The following is a 20,760-nucleotide window of genomic DNA, read 5'->3' as shown; positions in this document are numbered from 1 at the left end:
CCAGTACTGTCAGGCAAAGGAAAGTTTTATGAATGAAAGACCACCAGTAAACCGTGAACTCATTGCCCGTGTTCCTGCATTCCGTATTGCGATCAGCGTCATGTTGATCGGTTGCCTGTTCGCTTTACCGGCCAGAACGTTGGCCGCGGATCCTGTCCGGCCTGTAGATCGGCCGGTCAGTCCCTTTGGCATTGGGCCCTGTTCGATGCGGTCGCAGTGCTTTCCCACCTGGATCCCTCAGATGGTGGAGATTGGGGTTACCGATGTGAGATGTTTCGGGGGGAGTTGGGGGTGTGAACCTGAGCAGGGGAAATTCAATTGGAAGGTGACGGATGAACGTCTGGACTATCTGGAATCCCAAAATGTCCATGCCGGGGCGCTTCTCATGGGACGTCGTCCGAAATGGCTCACGAATGGCACCAGTCGATTGCCGCCCAGCGGGCTTCCGTTGGACTGTCTGCCCGAGTGGTCGAACTATGTCTCCAACATGGTGGCGCATACCAAGGGCCGGGTGAAGTACTTCGAGGTTTGGAACGAACCGCCAAACGGTACCAAGAACGCGCCTCCCTCCGATTATGCCAAAGTGATGGTGGCCTCCTACGATGCCGCCAAGTCTTCCAACCCGGATGCCTTGGTGGGGCTGGCCACCAAGTCCGTGTATCTGTATTATCTGGACGCGGCGATCAAGGCCGGGGCGAAGGGCCATTACGATTACATTACCCTGCATCCTTATGAGGTTCTGGGTACGGTGGCCTCCCATCCGGGTACCGAGCCGCTGTTCCTGACCATTGCCTCCAAGGTGCGGAAGATGCTGGCCGCCCAGGATCCGGCCAAGGTTAACGTTCCCATTTTCTTTACCGAGATTGGCTATGATGCCAAGCGCAGTGCCGCCAAGCAGGCTCAGGCGCTGGTTAAGACCTACACCATGGGCATTGCCCAGGGCATCGCATGTATTCAGTGGTTTGAAGGCCGGGATGGTGACAGCGGTCCAATGGGCCTGATGGATGCCAAAGGCAATAAACGTCCATCCTACACCGCCTTGTCAGTGATGATTCGCTATCTGGGCAAGTACCCCCGTTATCTCGGCTGGGTATTGCTCAACGATAAGCACTACGCCTTTGTCTTTCAGGGGGCCAACGGAGTTGTCCTGATCACATGGGCTGCAACCGCTACGCCGGACGAGGTGGAGTTCGATTCGGGGGTGGAGTATATCAATCCGCAGATTGACCAGATCGTCAAGGCCTTCAAAGTGCCGCTGACGGCCGATCCGATCATTATTGAAAAAGGTGTCCCGGACAAACTGGTGGCGCAGGCGAAGGCCAACAAAACCAAACCGTTCCCATGGGGTGGCGATTACACGGACGCCAAATCGGTCTCGGTTACCATGGGTGCGAAGAATGTGGAGAAAGGGCTGCACACCCTGTCGGCCGACAGCATTGCCGCCGATGTTGTTCTCTATGGCGGCAACGCCCGCGCTGGCAATGTGCCGGGCGGCAATGCCTTCCTGGTGGATCCCAATTTCCTGTCCTACGATACCGTTCCGGTCGAGATCACCGCTGTAGTCCGCCGTAACGAGCAGAATGATCCCTTCAAACTTACCCTCCAGTATGAATCCACCAGTGGGTATAAGGACGCCAAGCCTTACGACATTCCCGACAACCAGGAATGGCACAAGGCGACCTGGCGGATTGATGACCCTCAGTTTGTCGCCTCCTGGGCCTTCGACTTCCGTATCAACTCCGGTAAGTACTGCATCCAGAGTGTGACGGTGACGAAGCTGGCGAAATAACGGGAATCTCGAATCTTTATCAAGGAAGTGCGCGTAAGAAACATGACGCCGGCCAAGGAGACAATTCCAGAAGTTGTGTTTGGAGGAACGGTGAATAGAAAGAGGAGACTTATGAAATCTGTGCTAACAACCTTTCTCATGACAACCCTGGTATGCGCCGGTTCTGTCGCCGTCGCCCAGGAAACCAATGGCATGAATACCGGTGAAACGGTGGCGGATGCGGCCGTTCCCCAGAACAATGCCATGGCGAAAATCAAGGATGTTCCCGGCTTGCCGCGTGTCCTGCTGATTGGCGACTCGATCTCCATCGCCTATACCCTGCCGGTCCGGGCGCTTCTCCAGGGGAAAGCCAATGTCCACCGGATTCCTGTGAACGGTTCGGCGACTGGAACCGGCGTGGCAGGTGTGAAAAGCTGGGTTGGAACGGGTCGATGGGATGTGGTGGTGTTCAACTTCGGAGTCCATGATGCGAAGTTGTATGACAGCGAGGGGAAGGTGGCTCAGACAAGGGAGGGGGCGCATCCGGCCACCAGTATCGAGGCGTATACCAATAATCTCCAGAAGATCATCAACTTGCTGAAGCCGACGGGTGCGAGCCTGATTTTTGCGACGACGACTCCCATTCCAGAGGTCACGACAGGAAGGCTCTTTGATTTTATTCCTCCGCGCAATGCGGCCGCTTTGGAAGTAATGAAGGCCAATGGGGTTGCTATCTGTGATTTGTATTCCGCCATCCTTCCCCGGTGGAAGGAGTTTCTGCGCCCGGGTGACGTTCACTTTGCCCCCGGGGGGTCTGCTGTGCTGGCGTCAGAGGTGGTGAGGAGTGTTGAGGCCAAAATGGCAACACAGAAGGCCGAGTAACCATGTCCCTTTTAAAAATCTCCGCCCGACGACACGCCGGTATTGCTCTTGGGGCATTTCTCCTTTTGGCGATGGCGACACTGCAAGCCGAGGACATTCCGCTGATTGACAGCACCAATCCAGCCAAAGGCTGGGGCGCCAACAATGGCGCTGAGTTCCCCGGGGCCAAGGTGTCGCTGGTGGCGGACCCGGCGGTGAACAAGGACGGCAAACCCAGTCTGCGCCTGACGGCAGACCTCACCGGTGGCGGCATGTATTGCGACATGAGCCGCAATGTGAAGGCGATGAAGCTGGAGGTTGAAAGTGTTTCGTTCTGGCTCAAGGCCCCGGGCCTTGGCGGGCTGACGTTGCGCCTGGGCGACGGTGGTGGCCGGTGTCATCAGATCAAGCTTAAGTTGGATCCGGTGTCCGACGACTGGCGTCTGGTCAGTTTTCCGATTGCCCGCTTCTTTGAAAAACGCGGTACCGCCGAGGCGGTGCAGGGGGTCGCCCAGTACCAGTCTTGGGGCGGACTCAAGGGCAAGCCCGATGGGTGGAACGGCCAGTTGCAGTCGGTCAGCATTCTTACCGGTCAGAAGAAGCAAACGACTACGATTTGGGTGGCCGGTCTTGTTGCCACAGTGCGTTCCGGCACCACCGATTGGAGTTGCGGTTTTGAGGACTCCAATGTCTTGCCAGCCGGATGGAAGTCTGAAGGCACGGTGAAGGTGGCCAAGGATGCCTTTAAGGGGGCCAACTCCCTGGCGCTTGAACGAGTCAAGGCCGAACGCGAGAATCCCTGTTCGGCGACAACGGCCATTTTCCCGGTTGTCCCCGGTGTGTGGGAAATCTCAGCCGCAATGTCGGTTGATCTCGAATCGCCCGATGCATCCTACTGCGGTTCGCTCCACTTTGAGGCGATCGATGCCTCCGGCAAAGTCATTGAGACAATGGAGATTGCCACTCCCTACGGCCAGAAGCCCTGGCAGGTGGTGAAGAAACAGGTGCGAACGCCCCTTCAGACCACGGCGGGTCGTCTGGTCGCTCGGATCAACAAGACCGTCGGCACGTTCCGTCTCGACGATCTGGCCGTGAAACCGCTGGATACCACCAAAAAGTTGCCCGCCGTTGACCGCATCGTCCTTGCCACGGCGGCCCTGGGTAATCTATTCAAGCCGGAGGATCGTCGCGCCTACACGATCAGCGTTGAGTCTACCCGTGCGTTGAGTGAGGCTGAGCAGGTGGTGACCTGGTCGGTGCGCGACTACTGGGGGGGTGAGCAGGCTGCACCAGGGACTGTGACGGTGAAAGCCAATGGCAAGAACAAGACCCGTTTCCGCTACGAGGCCAGCGTGGATCTTGCTGCGGTGCCGCTGGAAATGGGGCGCTACTACGAATTTCATGCGCAGGTGCCGCTGTCCGATAACGAGCCGTTTAAAAACAGCTCGGGCTTCGCCACCCTGCCGATCGCCGCGACCAAGTCGTTTCCGCCCGCTAAGATTCCCTTCAACTCGCGTAACTGGGACGGACGCATTGGCGAGTACATCCGCCTTGCCGATCGCCTCGGTGTGCGTTGGATCGGTCTGTGGGGCGACAACAACATGAACCTGTGCAAGGAGTTGGGCGCGGGGGTGGTCACCGGCTGCGGCGCCAACGTCGGTTCGATCGAGCGTAAGGGTAAGGACTGGGAGAAGTGGACCGACGAGGCGACTATCCGCAAGGCGGTGCAGGATTACTTTGCCAAGAACGGCGCCTACCCGCAGAAGCCGCTCGGTGTGGTCTTCGGCAATGAACCGAACATCACTGGTGAGCACCTCAAGACGGTGATGAAGGCGTACAAGATCGCCTACGATGAGGTCAAGAAGGTCGCTCCCGAGACCGTTGTCATTCCCACCTCGGTGCCGCCCATCGAGGAATGGTTCCAGGCCGGCTACGGTGAGATCGGCGACGTCTACGACTTCCATGTCTACGAGACCCCGGAAAGTGTTCGCCAGTCGATCAAGGACTACCAGGCGCTGATGAAAAAGTACAAGTGTGAGAAGCCGATCTGGTCAACCGAGATCGGGCTCAACAGTCAGGGTCTAACCCGACAACACATCTCCGGCGACATGATTCGCAAGTTTGCCGCCTTCTTCGCCGCCGGAGGGGTGAACATCGGCTGGTTCGACTACCTTTACCCGGATCCCGATGGCAAGGCCCTGGGCACCAGCGGCGATTCGTTCAACATGTTCGACAGCCGCTACTGCAAGTACGCCGTCCGCCTCGACGGGGTGTGTTGCTACAACCTGATGAACGGCATTCTCGATAAAAAGTTCACGGCCGAGAAGACTTGGGCTGACGGCACGTATGCGTGCCTTTTCCGCAATCCTGCCGGTGAGTGCTTCGTCACCCTTTGGCGCGGCAAAGGTCGGGCCGACCTCTTTCTGCCGTTGCCTGGAGTGAAGGAGGTTACGGTGATTCATATTGATGGCCGCCGCACTGTCATGCAGGCGGGAGGGAAGGGGATTGGCCTCACCGTTTGCGCCGATCCGCTGTTGCTGGCGTTTAAGGGTCCGGCGACTCTGCCGGAGACACTTGGTGAATCGCCGCTCAAGATCGTCACGGCTCCCGTCCGGTTGATGCGCGGCGCACCCGGTGTTGTTGAACTCTCCGGTACGGCTGAGCCCCAACGCGTCACCTTGCTTGCCCCGCCGTTATGGACAGTGGCTCAAGCCAAGGATAATCCGCTGCATTTTACCGTCAATACGCCCGAGAACAGTTTGGCGCGCGAAGGTGATATCCTTATCCGTGTGGTTGATGCAGAGGGGGCGATTACTTCTGAACTGGGAACCCGTCCGATTCTGACCGGCCTACTGGCGGGTGAGGACCATTTTAAGCCCTGAGGGGAAGTTCCCGCATGAAGCATCGCGCGTTCAAGACGTTGTTGGCCCGTGTGGGCCAAGCAGGGGAGATTCTGATTCCGTTGCCAGTGGTTGATCCACCCGCCTTTATGTTGATTGTTTTCGTTAAAAACTATATAGTGTGTAGCGTGTAATTCCGGAGTGATTGCCGTGACTGTTTCCTGGGTTATATAAAAGGAGTGTGATGGAATGAAATTTCAGCGTGAAGTGCCTGTTCGACATGAGGTGGATGTTTTTGTTGCAGGGGGCGGGCCAGCTGGCTGTGCTGCCGCCTGGCAGGCAGCCCGGCAGGGAGCCAGTGTCTTTCTTGCCGAAGGGCAGGGCTGTTTTGGCGGGATGGGCACATCCGGGCTGGTGCCGGCATTCATGCAGTTTGGTGATGGAGTCACCTTTCTGGCTGCGGGATTTGGGGAACACCTATTGGATCGGTTGATTGCTGCGGAGGGGACGCCCCGGAGGAAACCGGGGGAGGATCGTACCAGTGGCTATACGATTCGAGTCGAGGTCTTGAAGCGGGTCTATGACGAGATGATCATCGAGTCGGGGGTAACCTTCTCCTTTCACACACACTTGATCGGGGTGGAGGCTGAAGGGGGAACGGTCAGCCGGGCCATTCTCTGGGGGAAGAGCGGCCTCTTTGCTGTACAGGCCAAACAGTTTATTGATGCCACTGGTGACGGGGATCTGGCTGTGCAGGCGGGGGCCTCCTTTGAAAAAGGGGATGACCAGGGGCAGTTGATGCCCGGCACGCTTTGCTCGATCTGGGCCGATGTTGATTTTGACAAGGTAATCTGGGAGGTGCCGCAAGGGGCCCGGATTGAAGAAGCCTATCGTGCCGGAGTGTTCCAACACTGCGACAAGCATCTGCCTGGCATCTGGAAGATTTCAGAAGGACTCGGGGGAGGGAATGTCGGACATGCGTTCGGGGTGGATGCGACGGATGAGCGCTCACTGACTCAGGCGATGGTTGGGGGGCGCCAGATGATGATGGAGTATCAGAATTACTATCATCAGTACGTGGCTGGGTTCTCCCGAATGAAACTGGTCTCAACCGGTGCCGTGTTGGGGGTGCGTGAGACCCGGCGGATCATGGGTGACTATATGTTGAACGTGGGCGATTTCACGTCGAGGGCGGTTTTTGCCGATGAAATCGGCCGCTATTGTTATCCGATCGATATTCATGTGACACGGCCCAACGATGAGACGGAATACAAGCGGTTTGAAAAGGAGTTTGCGGAGATGCGGTATAAGCCAGGGGAAAGTTACGGCATTCCCTATCGGAGTCTGGTTCCCCGCGGGCTTGACAATGTCCTTGTTGCGGGACGTTGCATCAGCGTGGACCGGCTTATGCTAGGTTCGATCCGGGTGATGCCCGGCTGTTTCATTACCGGTCAGGCGGCGGGGATGGCGGCCGCGATGGCGGCGGCTCAAGGGGTGACACCGAGGGAACTGGATGTTTCCAAATTACAGGCGGAGTTGGTAAAAGCCGGCGCTTGCCTGCCCAATACTTCAAAAACGACATAATACCCCATGAAAAAAATAACATTCCACCTGATTGCAAACGCTCATCTTGATCCCGTCTGGTTATGGGACTGGCGTGAGGGGATGAACGAGGGGCTGATTACCTGCCGGACGATTTTAAACCTGATGGACGAATTCGATGAGTTGACTTTTGTCCGGGGCGAATCGGCGATTTATCAATTCATCGAGGAGCATGACCCGAAGACGTTTCGGCGTATTCTGAAGTACATCGAGGCCGGGCGTTGGGATGTGGTGGGCGGCACTGTGATCCAGCCGGACACGAATCTGCCGGCCGCTGAGACGTTCGCCCGTCTCTTTACCCATGGGCAGAGCTATTTCAAATCCCGCTTCGGTTTCACAGCGCGGGTTGCCTGGGCGGCGGATTCATTCGGTCATTGTGCCGGGTTGCCGGAAGTGATGGCGCAGTCCGGCATCACCGGGTTTGCCTTCACACGGCCCATGGAGGGGACTTTACCGCTGGCCAAGCCGGCGTTCTGGTGGGAAGGTCCGGGCGGGTCACGGGTGATGGGCTATCGGCCCACAGTGGGGTGGTACGGCACGCAACGCATGGAGATGCAACCCCGGCTTGATGCCTCCCTGGAGGAGGCCCTCAAATGTGATTTGAAGAATGTGGGAATTTTTTACGGACTGGGTGACCATGGAGGAGGGCCGAGCCGCGTGCATGTTCGGGAGATCCGCCGGTGGGCGGCCGCGCACCCTGAGGTCAACGTGGTGCATTCGGGGCTTCACCGTCTGTTCGATGCGCTTCATCAGGAAAAGGCTGAATTGCCGATCCATCACGGGGAAATGAATTTCACTCTGCGTGGATGCTATGCCTCTGTGGCGAAATTTAAATTTGCCTACCGCAAAACCGAGGCATTACTGGCTTCCGTTGAACGGACTGACTCCGTCATCCGCAGTTCGCTGAATGAAAAGCCAGCGGACTTGCGCGAGGCGTGGGATAGCGTGTTATTCAATTCATTCCATGACATTCTTCCCGGCTCCAGTATTGAACGGGCATATGATGAACAACTGGCCTGGCTGGGCGGGGCGTTTCATCAGTCCCAGCGGGTTGAGTTGTCCGCTCTGAATGCGCTGGCCCTGAAGGTAGATACCCGCGTGGCAAAGCCGGAGGGCGATTTCCCCTCTGCGTTACCGGTGCTGGTTTGGAATCCCCATCCCTGGCCGTTCAAGGGGCATATGGAGTGGGAAGCATGTATGGACTACCGTGACATTGCCCAATACAAGGGGCGTGGTGACCAGCTTCCACTGCGGGTGCTGGATGCCGATGGGCGAGCCCTGCCGTTTCAGGTGGTTGCCAATGAAAATGCCCTGGACAACTGGGGGGCACCCTGGCGGAAGCGAGTGGTGGTGCCGGTTGAGTTGCCGCCGCTCGGGTGGAAGGTGTTTGAGTATGGATGGGTGGAAGGCGCGGAGAAGCCCCAGTCGTCAAACCCGGTGTGCGCCGGGAAACCCGGCATGATTGATAACGGGTTGTATCAGGTGCAGGCAAAGGTCGGCGGCAAGGGCATCAAGATAGGTCGCAAGGGGAAGCCCGTGCTGGGTGGAGAGGGGTTGTCGGCCGTTGTGGTGGAGGATCAATTGGGGTCATGGGGCGCCGAAGGTCAGCCTGAAACCATAAATCTTTCGAAAGTCCTGGAGCATTGGAAAATTGCGGCGGTTGAGACGCTGGAGTCCGGACCGGAGCGTGCCAAATTGTGGGTCCGGCTTGCAGGCGCGCGATCATGGATTGAGCTTTCATTTCAACTTTTCCGTGGGCAGGATGCGGTCGAGGTGTCGGCGCGCGTTCTCTGGAATGAGCGGTATGCCCGGCTCAAGTTGGTGATGCCGGTGGGTGCTACCGAAGCTGAGTTCGAGGTGCCCGGTGCCCGGGTCAGGCGCAAACCCTGCGGTGAGGTGCCCGGCGGACGCTGGGTTCGGACTTTTGGCAAGGCCGGGACCTTCGGGTTTGCCAGCGATAGCCTCTATTGTTTTGACTGTACCGATGGAATGTTGCGCGCCACGGTGGTGCGTTCCAGCGGGTACGCCCACAGTGGGCCGCCTCTGATGAAGGACTGGCGTCCTGCGGTGGATTGCGGGGAGTTGAAGTTCCGTTTTCTGATCAATCCCGGCAATAAGGAACTCCCGTTCCTGGCTCAGACGTTGGAGCAGCCACCGGTGGCGGTTCTGGTTCCGGCCAAGCAAGGGCCGCTGCCGAAAACGGGGTCGTTGGCGTCGCTCAGTCCAGCCTCGCTTCAGGTTCTGGCTTTGAAAAGGGCCGAGGATGGCAAAGGGTTGGTTTTGAGAGTTCAGGAGACGTCCGGCCAGAAAACGGTGGCGACCTGGACGTGGCTTGGACAGACCATTCAGTTGGGGGCCGTCAAGGCGAATACCCTGGCAAGTTGGCGCCTTCTAAAACAGGGTGGCCGTTGGAAGGCAACCCGCACATCCATTGTCGAAACCGGAACGGGTAAACCATGATGGACAGTCATGTCGAAAAAAAAACGGATTTTACGGTAGAGAATGGCCGGAAGGTTTATCACTGTGGCACGCTGACTTATACCAAGCCGGCTCTGGCGGTCTTGTGCTTCTGGCTGCTGTGGGGTGACTTCTGCTATATGCTGATGGAGACGGTGACCCCCAGCATCATGCCGTTGCGGTTCAAGGCGCTGGGGGCAACCAATACCGAGATGGGGTTGATTCTGGGAACCATCCCTGGAATCGTCTATTCCCTGATGAATCCGGTGATCAGTTTCAAGAGTGACCGGTTCCGCAGCCGTTGGGGGCGGCGGATTCCATTCATTCTGGCCTCGTTACCGTTTCTGGTGATCTGCCTGTTCGGGCTGGCGTTTGGTGATCAGATCGGGTTCTGGATCCACAGCAAAATTGGGACGACGGCGATCACGGCGAACCGGGTGGCGATCTGGACGTTCGGGGTATTTCTGGTGTGCTTCACGTTTTTCAACACCTTCGTGACTTCAGTCTTCTGGTATTTATTCAATGATGTCGTGCCTGAGCATCTTCTGGCTCGATTCATGTCGTGGTTCCGGATCATCTCCCTGGGGGCGGGCTCGCTCTATAGTTTCTTTGTGTTTCCGCTTGCAGGCACGCATGCCACAGAGATTTTCGTTGGTGCGGCGATCCTCTATGGCGTGGGATTCACATTGATGTGTTTCAACGTCAAGGAAGGGCTGTATCCTCCGCCGCCGCCGTATGTCGGGGGGCAGGTGGGACCGATTGCGGCGATCAAGACTTACGGTAAGGAATGCCATTCCCATAGCCATTATTGGTATTTATGGTTTTGCTCTTTTATTGGCGCGATTGGGGGTGGTACGGCCACTTTCGGTATCTTTTTCTCACTGGCAATTGGTTTGAATCTGGCTCAGATGGGCAAGATTGGCGGTACCACGAGCATTGTTGTTGGGATTCTGACGCTGGGGGTGGGGTGGCTGGCTGACCGGTATCATCCGATTCGGGTGGTCATTGCTGCCTCTATTGTAAGTCTGACGCTGACCATTCCGGCAGGTCTGAGTTGGATGTTCTGGCACCCGACTCCGGAGTTGGCGTTCTGGGTTGCGATGACGTTTTCCCTTTGCTTTGGTGCCCCTGCGGCGGCATTGGCCTTTGCGTGGGATCCGCCCCTGCTGATGAGGCTTTTGCCTAGGGAGCGGTATGGACAGTTTTGTTCAACTAATGCCGTGTGGCGAGCCGTTGGGGGGATTGTCGGGGGTGGTCTGGCAGGGGGATTCCTTGATCTCATGGGCCACTTTGTCGGTAAGGAGCGGGCCTATTTCTTTATACCGGTGTGGCAACTTGCCTTTGGTATTCCTGCCTTCTTCATTCTTCTGAAATTGTATAAGAGTTGGAAGCGCTATGGTGGCGATGTGAGTTATAAGCCGCCAATACCCGACTGCAAAGATGCGAGCCAGGGGACGTAAGTGTATCCGCGAGTACGGTCAGCGAAAATGGGGGCCAGTAACCCTCCCAGCCCGGACTTGCTCTAAAGTGATAGCGTCGTCCTGACGCTGCTATGAAAGGCCCACATACGTGTGGGCTCGCGGGCCTTTCGGTTCGTGAGAGGTGGCGGCCGACGTCTCGGCGGCCGCTGATGCCGCTGATTGAGGTCAGGATGGTTTCACCTTTTGGGCATTCACGCCGCCGGGACGTCGGCGTCCACCAAGTCCGTTTACGGCGAATGGAGAGGCCCGCCTATGTATATGTGCGCAGGACTTTTCCGTGTGCTAAAACCAGTCATTGTTGTTTTAGCACCCTTTGATGGATTCACTCATCCCAATTGAAATCGACCGTTTTGCCGTTCAACTTCCATTTGCGGGGGAAGGGGGTTTCCTGCCAGTCCAGGGGTTCGCCTACCGGGAGATCACGGGCGGCGAGGGTAAAGCACTCTTTCATGAAGGCGCGTTGTTCTTGGCCAACGGCCTCTTTCTGGGCGGAGATAAACAGCGGGGTTCCGCTCTCGGCCAGCAGTTGCATCCATTGTTTGTTCTTTGCCCAGGGGACTGCCGGGGTCAGGCCCACGCAATCTCCGTCCGCTGCATAGAACCGGTTGTGCTGGGGTGCCCGGAAACCGAGGGTGTTGACTCCCATTTTACGGGTACGTGCCCACTCCTGGCCGCTGGTGTCATCCCCGATCCGCTGCACTTCGAAAAGGCCGGCAGAGAGATGGCTGATGGTGTTGCACCCCAACAGGAGGAGCTCATCCCCTGCGGCGTCACGCAGGGCCTGGTAGAGTTGAAGGACCACCTCGGCATTGGTCAGGCTCTGGTCATGGAAGTGCCAGCCGGGAAAGGTCATGTCGCGGTCCGTAATCATCTGGAATCCCCACTTCCCGAAGAGGTCCACCGTGGAGAAGTCGTGCTTCACCATCTCGTAGCCCCATTGGCGGTAGGTGTGGAGGTTGTGTTTGATCCGCTCCAGGTTCTCGGGAATCGTCGGATCCAGAATCGGGTAGCCCAGCGCCTCCACGCGGGGAATATGGGGGACCAGGAGATTCGGGTTATCGGTGTGGCTGGCGCAGAGCGGGCGGGTCCACAGGGCAGGGCGATAGCCGAGCTTCCGGAGATCGCCGGCCACTTGCGTCATGTCGCCAAAGGAATCATGGGGGGTGTCGTAGTAGTCCGCCCAGCAGGAAATGGTCTCTTTACCCGGCGCCCGTTTCGCCCAGCCGGCATCGATGACGCAGAAGGGTTTGTTGGCGTTACCGACGGCCAGCGGGGCCAGCATTTCGGCATGATCAAGGATCACCTCGCGGGTGATGGCGCCATAGGCGAAATACCAGTCATTGATCCCGTAGACCGGGGCCTTCGGCAGACGTGGCTTCGGGCACATCATCGAACAGAAGCGTTGGGTGGCCTGGAACGGGGATTCGCTGCCATCGCCCTTCAGGACTACGATTTCGGCGGCCCGGAGCGTGCGGGCTCCCAGTTGGACGCCGGATCCGCCACAGCGTGTGTCCAGCACCAGTTTGAGAACGCCGTCACAGAGGTTCCATGCGGCAAAGGAGTTTCCCCCGGTTTTGACCCCCGCGCCATGCGTGACCGCGCCGCTGTTGGCCATGAAATACCAGGGCATGATGCGGTCCGGGTTTTCCGGTTCCCAGTGAAGGTCACCGTAGGAGCGTTCCCAGTGGTCGCCCAGAAGCAGGAAATGTGACGGATGGCGCCAGCGGATGATCAAACTGGCGAGGCTTTCGCCGGGGGCCTCAATATCGATGGCCAGGCTGTCGGACGTGTCAACCAGGCTGACCCGGATCGACCCGGCGGACCAGTTAAGCATATCGGTATGGGAGAGTTTACGGTCGCCCCGGGCGGTTACCGCCACGATCTCAACAGGGGAGAGCAGTTCAGAATGGGCGCTACGGTGTGGCGATGGCGGTGTTCCGGTGGTCGTTGTCATTTAATCATTTCCTTCATTTAGGGAGTAGAATACCAGACTAGTACCTGTCCGGGATAGAGGGAAACCGAGGTCGTCTGGCCTTTCCGTCTGACCGGTTTGCCGGTGAGGTAGTCAGTGAGGTTGGGTTGCTTAAGAGTAATTCTGACATCGCTGGCATCCGTCATGCCGGTATTGATCACCGCATACCAGGTCCCGTCTTTCGGGGTTGAAATCTGGCGGACGACCACCTGTTTGTCGGAGGCCGCATTCGCCACCGTCTGGCCCGGCAGGGCGGGGAGGGCGAGAAAGGCCTGATTGAAGGCGCGGACATATTCCGGGAAGCCGCGTTGCAGGCTGTTGGCCGTCAGGTACCCGATATAGGTCGGGTCGCCGAGCGCCAGGGCGCGCGCCTCTGCCAGCATGCAATACGGGCCGGCCTCTTCGAAATCCGCGACAAAATAGCCAATGGGTTTGTCTTTGTTGTCGCCAAAGCAATTTTCATTGAGGGGGTAATGACGGATCATCGCCAGTCCACTCGGGGTCCGGAACCCCTGCAAGGCTTTGGGGTCCGATACCGAGTATTGCCGGCTGAACGCCATGGTGAGCAGGACGCCCGGGGTATGGGTATAATTCTGCGGATCGAGACTCGGAATGGAGTGCTGCCACTCCCAGCCGCCCCAGGTGTCGTGTTCGCCGGTCAGGGCGGCCCAGCCCAGATGCTGGGAGATGACGCTGTCCGGCAGAACGGTTTTTTCGCCGGGGAATGGGCCGGGATTATCGGTGACAATGCCGCCCCCCTCAAAGATTTTGCCGGGCTCGCTCGGGTCACCAGTGAACAGAAGCACCGCGTTCGTGCCGAGTACCGAGGGTTGGCCCAGGTAATCCTGGATGGCGACAAAGAAATCATGACGCTTCAGATGCCACCAGTTCAGATAGTCCTGATAGAGCGCTTTGTCGGATTTCAATTGGGAGCGGGTAGGGGCCTGAGGGCGCCGGGTCTGGTCGGCGTAGAGCTTCAGGCAGCGGTCGGAGAAACTGACGGGCAGGCCGCTATTACGGGGGCGGAGCCAGGCTCCCAGGAAATTCGCTTTGCCTTTCTCGTCGGTGATGGTGATTTCCAGCATCTTGCGGAAGTCCGCAATGGTGTCAGGATCCGTCACGTCGGCATTGGCGTTTTCGCTCCAGTGGATATGCGTGTAATCGTCGCGTCCCTTGGGACCTTTCCCCGCCTGCCCCAACGTTTTGCAACGGCGTTGCGGGCCCAGCGCCAACCGTCCGCCGATGCTGCCGCAGTATTCATACAAGGGCAGCACGTTCACCTGGTTTGATCCGGCCAGCGTCACCACTTGACTCCAGAGCTGGGGGTTGGGGGTTTGGTAAACCCAGTCATTGCTGCCGTATTTAGAGGAGTCCCAGCCCTGGTTATGGCCGAACTCCAGCAGGTCTTTGGAAAACGTATCCATGCCCAGGAATTTCATCAGGCGCATCTTGGCCGCATACCACTCCGCCATTCTCGGCGGCTCAAAGGCCGGGTTCTTTTTGTCGAAGATAATTCCATCCGACATCTCCTCGCGCCAGAAAAGGTGGCGTTGCGGTAAGGCGGCAGGAGGGCGCTTGACCGTCAAGGTCAGGGACTTCAGGTCAGGTGCCGCGTAGAGGCGGACACGACCGGCCGCAAGTCCTTGTGAGGTGGGATCATTGGCATGCTTATAATGGGCCAGGACCACCGTGAATCCGTCGGCCGGTGTCAGGGGGCGGTCGCTGATGCGGGCGAGTTCCGGGTAGTGGGGATGCAGTTCGAAGACGGTGGTCCAGTTCTGCCAACGGCCGGAAAGCGGATAGGCCAGGGACTCGGGGTTGCCGGACACATAGGGCATTTTAAGCGCATCACCTACTGAGTTGCCGGTATGGAAGGCGCGGGTGGTCTCATTGCCGGTGTTCCAGACAATCATGCTGCGGGCGACATCCTCCGGGTAGTCGATCTGCAGGACATAAGGCACGCCGTCCTTCAGGCCTTTGCCTTCACCCAGGCGCACGGCCACATAGCGATCCGGTGCATCCGGGCGGTCGGGTAACAGCAGGCAGGGCTTGCCGAGAATGGCCTTTTTCTCCACTACGACCGTGTCGGGGAAGACCCGGAATCGGTGGCCGGGTTCGGGCGCCGCCAGATCCACCTCGTCAAGCAGTGGCAGGGTGGCCGGATCGAAGGGGAGCTGAGGGCGCGCGACTTCCGCGAATGAGGCCAGGGGCGCGGTGAGCAGGAGCAGTGTCAGGCAGAAAGCAACTCTATGTTGGTGGGTATTCATATGACAAGCATACCATTCTCATTCAACCGTCAAGTGGCGCTCTCGGCCATTCTTGTTTGCAATCGGGACCTGCCGCTTATTTTGAGTAGGCAGGCGAGAGCCCTTTAAGCATGGGGTAGTGCTTGATGTTGAGGGTCTTGAATTCTGCGTTCTCGGCTTTGGTCGTTGCCGCCATAATGGCATCGGCGAGACCAATACCATGTGATTTATGGAAGTCGCGCTTGTGAAGGCCTGCCAGGCGGGCGATCTCCGTCGAGACTGGGACAACCCGAAAGAGATCGACAAAGGCATTGAGTGTGGCGAGTTCCTTGTCGCCCTTTACTCCTGCATAGAGTTCGGCAACGCTGATGGCGGAAAGAATGATTTGAGCCTGATGTGCCCTGATGAGGTTCCCCGCTTTGTCAAGCCCCCGGAGAAAGTCAATCAGCACGTCGGTGTCAATCAATACGGGGCGGGGTGTCATGGGATTAACTCCGATCCAGGCTTTTGCGCACTTCCGTGAAGTCGGGAAGGTCCGTACGGTGCTGCCAAACGCCAGCCGCTTCCTTCAGCACGGCTTGACGATGTCCCGGGCTGGATTGACAAATGAAGATGTCAACGGCATTCCTGATCAACTCGCTTTGCTTTTTTCCGCTTGCCTCGGCTAAAACGGCCAACCCATCCCGCTCTTTCTCTGTTAGATATATTTGTGTCCGGACCATCATGACTCTCCTTCAGATATACATCATGCTAATACATCACTTGATCTATGGTCAACGAAAACAGTAGTATTGTCGGGACTGAAGCGGACATGGAACGGATGGAAACGCATTTTTTGAAAGGATCACGAAGATGAAGCGACGCATGATGTTGGGCGCAATGCTGGGAGTTTTTCTGGCCGGGTTTGAGTATGTGGCGTGTGGCGCGATTACATTGCCACCGGTGTTGAGCAGTCACATGGTCCTGCAACGCGAGATGCCGGTTCCCGTATGGGGGACGGCGGCGCCAAATGAAAAAGTGACCGTAAGCTTCAGTCCTTCGAAAAGTTCCGGACAGGCGCTCCAGACAAAAACAACCACGGCGGGGAGTAATGGGACATGGAAGGTGTGGCTTGAGCCCCTGTCTGCCAGTGCTGAACCAGGGACGATGGTCATTTCAGGGGAAAGCGATAAGAAAGAACTTTCAGACGTGCTGGTCGGGGAGGTGTGGGTTGGCTCCGGGCAGTCCAATATGGCGATGGCGGGTGCCGGTTACACGGCGAACGATGAGCCGCTGAAGAAAAATATTGAAGGAGGCCCGTATCCCCAGCTTCGGGTGATTGCGCCCGGGCAAGGGTGGCAGGAGTCCACTCCTGCGGCTCTCCGGAGTTTCTCGGCGCTCTTGTTCAGCTTCGGCTTACCGTTGCAGCAGGACCTCAAGGTGCCGGTGGGCTTGCTGGTAGGTGCGGTGGGCGGGACTCCGTCAGGGTTCTGGCTCAGCCAGGAAGCCTTTGATTCAGACCAGTCCTGCAAGGGGGCCATTGCGGGATATGCGAAGACGTATCGCAACGATGAGGCGGTCAAGACCTACGAAGCGAATCTGGCGAAATGGAAACAGGAGGTTGAGGCGGCGAAGCAGAAGGGTGAAGCAAAACTGCCAAAAGAGCCCCGTAAACCTTTGAAAGCTGGGGAATGCAGAGGCCAGGTGGGGAACCTTTATGAGAAATTGATTCGTCCCTATATGCCCTTTGCCATTCGCGGCGTGGTGTGGGATCAGGGGGAAGCCGGCACCGCCATTGAAGGGGTGGACCAGTATACCCTGATGGGGGCGCTCATTCGCGGCTGGCGAAAAGAGTGGGGGCTGAATATGTCCTTCGTCTATGTGCAGAAGCCGAGCGGGGGTGGTTGCGCGTGGGATGCGGCCGAACCGGTGACCTGCAAAGCAGAGACCTTGATTAAGCTCCCGCCACTGGTTCCGGCAGATGGTACCTCTCGGGAGATGCATATCCGCATCATGGGGTATCCCAATACGTTTATGGTTACTAGCAGTGATTTAGGGAATGGGATCCACCCCGTGAATAAATCCGGTTATGGCCTGCGGGCGGCCCGGGTGGCGCTGGGCGGGGTGTATGGCCGGGCTATTGAGATTTATGGGCCGGTTTACAAATCACACAAGATTGATGGCGGGAAGGTCACCGTGACCTTTGACCATGTGGGCAAGGGGCTTGCGTTCAAGGCTGAAGCGATCGCCGCAGGAACAGGGCCCGGAGTCAGCACGTTACAGGGGTTTGCGCTTGCCGGTGAAAAAGGGGCATTTGTATGGGCGGATGCGGTGATTGAGGGGAATACGGTGGTGGTGTCCTCGGATAAGGTGCCGCAGCCGGTTTCGGTCCGTTACGCCTGGGCGAGCCAGCACCGGTGGGCCAATCTTTTCAATAAAGATGGATTACCGGCACTGCCGTTCAGGACGGACGGTATGGCCTCTGTCATTCCTAAATGACGAAGGCGAGCCGTGATGGCGCTTTTTGAATGCGGCCGAAAAATAGAGCTGGTGTCCCCAGCCGGTCATTGCCGCAATCTCCTTGATCGAGAACGTGGTGAGCCGCAGCAGATCGGTGGCGCGCCGGAGGCGCAGGTCGATCAGGGTATGATGCAGGGTCCGGCCGGTGGTTTCCCGGAAAAGAAACCTGAGATGCGAGGCGGAAATGCCCAGGGCGGTGGCGATCGTCCCCGCTGACAGGTTCGCCTCGCAGTAGTGGGACTGGAGGTATATCCGGGCTTCAGTGGCCCGTCGGGCATTGAACGAAAGCGGGTCATGCTGGGGCTGGGTCGCGACCTCGACGTAGGCGGCCACAAGGGTCCGGAGCATGCCCAGTGCCCGTTCGCGGCCCCACGCGCCTGCGCCCTGCGCCCGGGCCACCTGTTCCATCATGCTTCCAGGGTCCATTCCGACGCAGGTGGTCCAGGCCGCAAATTCGGCCGGGGACAGGATGGCGCTGCTTCTGGATTTGGCGCTGTTCACCCTCAAGGCCCCATATGGGTTTTCTGAACCAGGCAGGTCCATGACCAGGAGTTTCAATTGCGGGGATTGCGTGCGGTAATCCACCGGCAGATGCAGACAACCGGGCGGCACAATCAGCAGGTGGTGGGTGGGAATAAGGGAAGGGGCGCAGCCTGCGGTCACAAATTTCAGGCAGGAGCGGACGGGACAGAACAGTTCCCAGGTGTCATGGCTGTGCGCCCCTTGGGGTATTATCCCGTTGGTCACATTCGATTCAGCCAGATGGATGGCCGCTGGATCGGTCAACGGCCCGGACAATACCTGGCGAATAGCGTTTGTGATCGACTCGAAATCATCATTTTTCATATAGCTTCATAAATTATCGCATACAGGAGTACTGGTCAACCCGCTACTGTTGGTTCAAAGTAATTTTAAGAAGCAGGTAATCATTAAAAATAACATATCGGTGTGGACCGCACAGCCACCTTGGAGAATATAAAAATGAAGAGCGTCAGTATCGGAAAACTAAGTGGCGTCTGGTCAGCCACGCCGACCCCGTTCACCCATCGCATGCAACTTGACAAGGGGGCGGTGAAGCGGCTCGTTGAGCACCATGTGCGGCTCGGGGTCAATGGGTTATTTATTTGCGGTACGTGTGGGGAAGGCCCCTGGATGCCGGATCGCGAACGTCGCGAGATGGTCCGTGCCGTTGTGGCGGCTGCCCGCGGCCGGTTGCTCATTGCCGCACAGGTGACGGATAACTCCGCTGCCCGGATCCTGGACAACATGCGGGCGGCGGCGGAGGATGGGGCCGACTTGGCGGTGATTGCGCCGCCCTTGTTCCTGCTCAATGCCACTCCCGCCAATGTGGCGGCGCTCTATCAGGAGGCGATCCGGGGCTGTCCGTTGCCGGTGGGTATTTATGACCGCGGCAAATATTCAGCCGTGCCCGTAACCAACGAGGCCTTGCGCCAGATTTATGCCGAGCCGAAGGTGGTATTGATCAAGGACAGTTCAACGGATCCCGAGCGGATGAAGCTGGCGCTGGCGGCACGACAGGCCCGGCCGACATTGCGGCTGCTTAATGGCGATGAGTTCGCCTGCGCGGATTACCTGCGGGCCGGTTATGACGGGCTCCTGCTTGGGGGGGGCATTTTCAATGGCCGGCTTGCGGGGATGATCCTGGAGGCCGTACGGGCCGGCCGGCATGCCGAGGCGGACCGTCTGCAGCGCCGTATGAACCGGCTCATGTGGGACGTCTATGGCGGCAAAAAGATCACCTGTTGGATGTCCGGCCTCAAGCATCTGCTGGTCGAGATGGGGCTCTTTCAAACCACACGCAACTTTCTCAACTATCCCCTGACCCCCGGGTGCCAACGGGCGATCGCCAAGGCGCTGGTACGTGAAAAGGAGGTACTGTTCCCATGAAAGAGACCATGGATCGGCGGGCGGCCGACAACGCCTACTTCCATCGTGATTTCCACGGCGCCCTGAGTTGTGGCATCGAGTACCTGCATGTCACTTATGGCGAAAACGCCGTCAGGGAATACCTGCGGGAGTTTGCAATGACCTTCTACGCCCCGTTGCGACAGGCGTTGCAGGCGAACGGGTTGGTCGCGCTGAAGGCGCATTTCGAGGCCATTTACCGGCAGGAGGGCGGCGAGGTTCAGTACGAGCTGAGCGACGATGAGCTGGTGATCCGGGTGGCCGCCTGTCCCGCGGTGCAATACATGCGGACCCAGGGGCATCCGGTGGCGCGCCTCTACCATGAGACCACTCGCACCATCAATGAGGCCTTGTGCGAAGGCACGCCATTTATGGCGGAGTTGCTCGAATACGAACCCCAGACGGGGCGCAGCGTCCAACGGTTCAGTCGACGGTTGCCGGACGAGGGCACCAGAAGGAGTCACCCATGATCAGTTGCACTGAATTCATTCCGGCTTATAGCCAACTCTTCAAGACGCTGGACCGGCTGGGTGGAAAGACCGCGGTCGAAACGTTCTGGCGCTACCTGTCGGCGAACTTTCTCACGAACCTGCGAGATCTGGTGGTGGCCCACGGCATCCGGGGGTGCTGGCTGTACTGGAGCCGTACGCTCAGTGAGGAGGCCGCCGATTTCACCATGGACCTGGACGAGGAAGCGGGGACGTTTTCAATCACCATGCATAAGTGTCCATCCAAGGGGCGTCTGCTCGAATGGGGGCACATTGAGCCGTATCCCGACTACTGCCGGCACTGCGATCTGCTTTATCGCGAGGTGCTCGAACCGTTGGGTTACTCGTTTAAAATTGATCTATCCCAGTGCGACCAGGCCCGCTGCCGCGCGACGGTACAACGGGTGGTTCATGAGATTAAATAGGGGCGATTTCGACCACCGCTGTCGAATCCCGCCAGACAAAAATTTTGTCCATAGCGAGCTGCATGCCACAGGTGTGCTGACTCGCACCGGCGAGGGACCAGGAGTCCGTTAAGGACAAGGAACCCTCCGTTGCCAAGGCGCATGGCGAGATGATCCGGGGCTGGAAGAAGGCCACGGGCCGGAAGGTTTTCCTCT

General features: G+C 58.1%; 15 protein-coding genes. 10 read left to right on the top strand and 5 right to left on the bottom strand.

The genetic code is table 11. The features are described from left to right. Positions 1-28 precede the first annotated feature (28 nt). From WCS52_01355 to WCS52_01330, 6 genes are all read left to right on the top strand, one after another. A complete protein-coding gene (locus WCS52_01355; GenBank protein ID MEI6165820.1) occupies positions 29-1,789 on the top strand; it encodes a hypothetical protein in 1,761 nt (586 codons plus the stop codon). Positions 1,790-1,900: 111 nt separating this feature from the next. Next, the gene (locus tag WCS52_01350) at positions 1,901-2,650 is read left to right on the top strand and encodes an SGNH/GDSL hydrolase family protein (GenBank protein MEI6165819.1); all 750 of its coding nucleotides are present in this window, start codon (positions 1,901-1,903) and stop codon (positions 2,648-2,650) included. A gap of 2 nt (positions 2,651-2,652) precedes the next feature. Beyond that, positions 2,653-5,511 carry a hypothetical protein gene (locus WCS52_01345; protein MEI6165818.1) on the top strand — a complete coding sequence of 953 codons (2,859 nt, stop codon included), beginning with the start codon at positions 2,653-2,655 and terminating at the stop codon, positions 5,509-5,511. Between the two features lie 207 nt (positions 5,512-5,718). Further along, positions 5,719-7,053 carry an FAD-dependent oxidoreductase gene (locus WCS52_01340; GenBank protein MEI6165817.1) on the top strand — a complete coding sequence of 445 codons (1,335 nt, stop codon included), beginning with the start codon at positions 5,719-5,721 and terminating at the stop codon, positions 7,051-7,053. 6 nt (positions 7,054-7,059) lie between these two features. Beyond that, entirely contained in the window at positions 7,060-9,531 is a 2,472-nt protein-coding gene (locus tag WCS52_01335) for a glycoside hydrolase family 38 C-terminal domain-containing protein (GenBank protein ID MEI6165816.1), read from the top strand. Beyond that, positions 9,528-10,988 carry an MFS transporter gene (locus tag WCS52_01330; protein MEI6165815.1) on the top strand — a complete coding sequence of 487 codons (1,461 nt, stop codon included), beginning with the start codon at positions 9,528-9,530 and terminating at the stop codon, positions 10,986-10,988. Before WCS52_01335 ends, WCS52_01330 begins: the two co-directional genes overlap by 4 nt. A gap of 343 nt (positions 10,989-11,331) precedes the next feature. On the opposite strand, the gene WCS52_01325 is transcribed toward WCS52_01330, so the two are convergent. The 4 genes from WCS52_01325 to WCS52_01310 form a co-directional block, all read right to left on the bottom strand. Further along, complete coding sequence (locus WCS52_01325) at positions 11,332-12,963, bottom strand: hypothetical protein (protein ID MEI6165814.1); 1,632 nt, start codon at positions 12,961-12,963, stop codon at positions 11,332-11,334. A gap of 17 nt (positions 12,964-12,980) precedes the next feature. After that, positions 12,981-15,248 carry a hypothetical protein gene (locus WCS52_01320; protein MEI6165813.1) on the bottom strand — a complete coding sequence of 756 codons (2,268 nt, stop codon included), beginning with the start codon at positions 15,246-15,248 and terminating at the stop codon, positions 12,981-12,983. A gap of 76 nt (positions 15,249-15,324) precedes the next feature. Next, on the bottom strand, positions 15,325-15,711 hold the full coding sequence (locus WCS52_01315; GenBank protein ID MEI6165812.1) for a type II toxin-antitoxin system VapC family toxin: 387 nt from the start codon (positions 15,709-15,711) through the stop codon (positions 15,325-15,327). 4 nt (positions 15,712-15,715) lie between these two features. Then, positions 15,716-15,952: a CopG family transcriptional regulator gene (locus WCS52_01310; protein MEI6165811.1), complete on the bottom strand. Its 237-nt coding sequence runs from the start codon at positions 15,950-15,952 to the stop codon at positions 15,716-15,718. A 127-nt stretch (positions 15,953-16,079) separates the two neighbouring features. Between WCS52_01310 and WCS52_01305 the strand changes: the two genes are divergently transcribed. Beyond that, complete coding sequence (locus tag WCS52_01305) at positions 16,080-17,705, top strand: hypothetical protein (GenBank protein MEI6165810.1); 1,626 nt, start codon at positions 16,080-16,082, stop codon at positions 17,703-17,705. Here WCS52_01305 and WCS52_01300 read toward each other — a convergent pair. Beyond that, complete coding sequence (locus tag WCS52_01300) at positions 17,652-18,572, bottom strand: AraC family transcriptional regulator (GenBank protein MEI6165809.1); 921 nt, start codon at positions 18,570-18,572, stop codon at positions 17,652-17,654. The two genes, WCS52_01305 and WCS52_01300, sit on opposite strands and share 54 nt — an antisense overlap. A gap of 135 nt (positions 18,573-18,707) precedes the next feature. On the opposite strand from WCS52_01300, the gene WCS52_01295 reads away from it, so the two are divergent. From WCS52_01295 to WCS52_01285, 3 genes are read left to right on the top strand one after another with little or no spacing between them, the layout of a single operon-like run. After that, positions 18,708-19,634 carry a dihydrodipicolinate synthase family protein gene (locus tag WCS52_01295; protein ID MEI6165808.1) on the top strand — a complete coding sequence of 309 codons (927 nt, stop codon included), beginning with the start codon at positions 18,708-18,710 and terminating at the stop codon, positions 19,632-19,634. Continuing rightward, complete coding sequence (locus WCS52_01290) at positions 19,631-20,122, top strand: hypothetical protein (GenBank protein MEI6165807.1); 492 nt, start codon at positions 19,631-19,633, stop codon at positions 20,120-20,122. Before WCS52_01295 ends, WCS52_01290 begins: the two co-directional genes overlap by 4 nt. Further along, positions 20,119-20,565, top strand: a complete 447-nt coding sequence (locus WCS52_01285; GenBank protein MEI6165806.1) for a hypothetical protein — start codon at positions 20,119-20,121, stop codon at positions 20,563-20,565. The genes WCS52_01290 and WCS52_01285 overlap by 4 nt, the downstream gene beginning before the upstream one ends. Positions 20,566-20,760 lie beyond the last annotated feature (195 nt).

It is taken from the genome of bacterium (assembly GCA_037128595.1).
Lineage (GTDB): Bacteria > Verrucomicrobiota > Kiritimatiellia > CAIKKV01 > CAITUY01 > JAABPW01.
The sequence above is the reverse complement of the archived record's forward strand: the minus strand, read 5'-3'. Positions and strand labels throughout refer to the sequence as shown.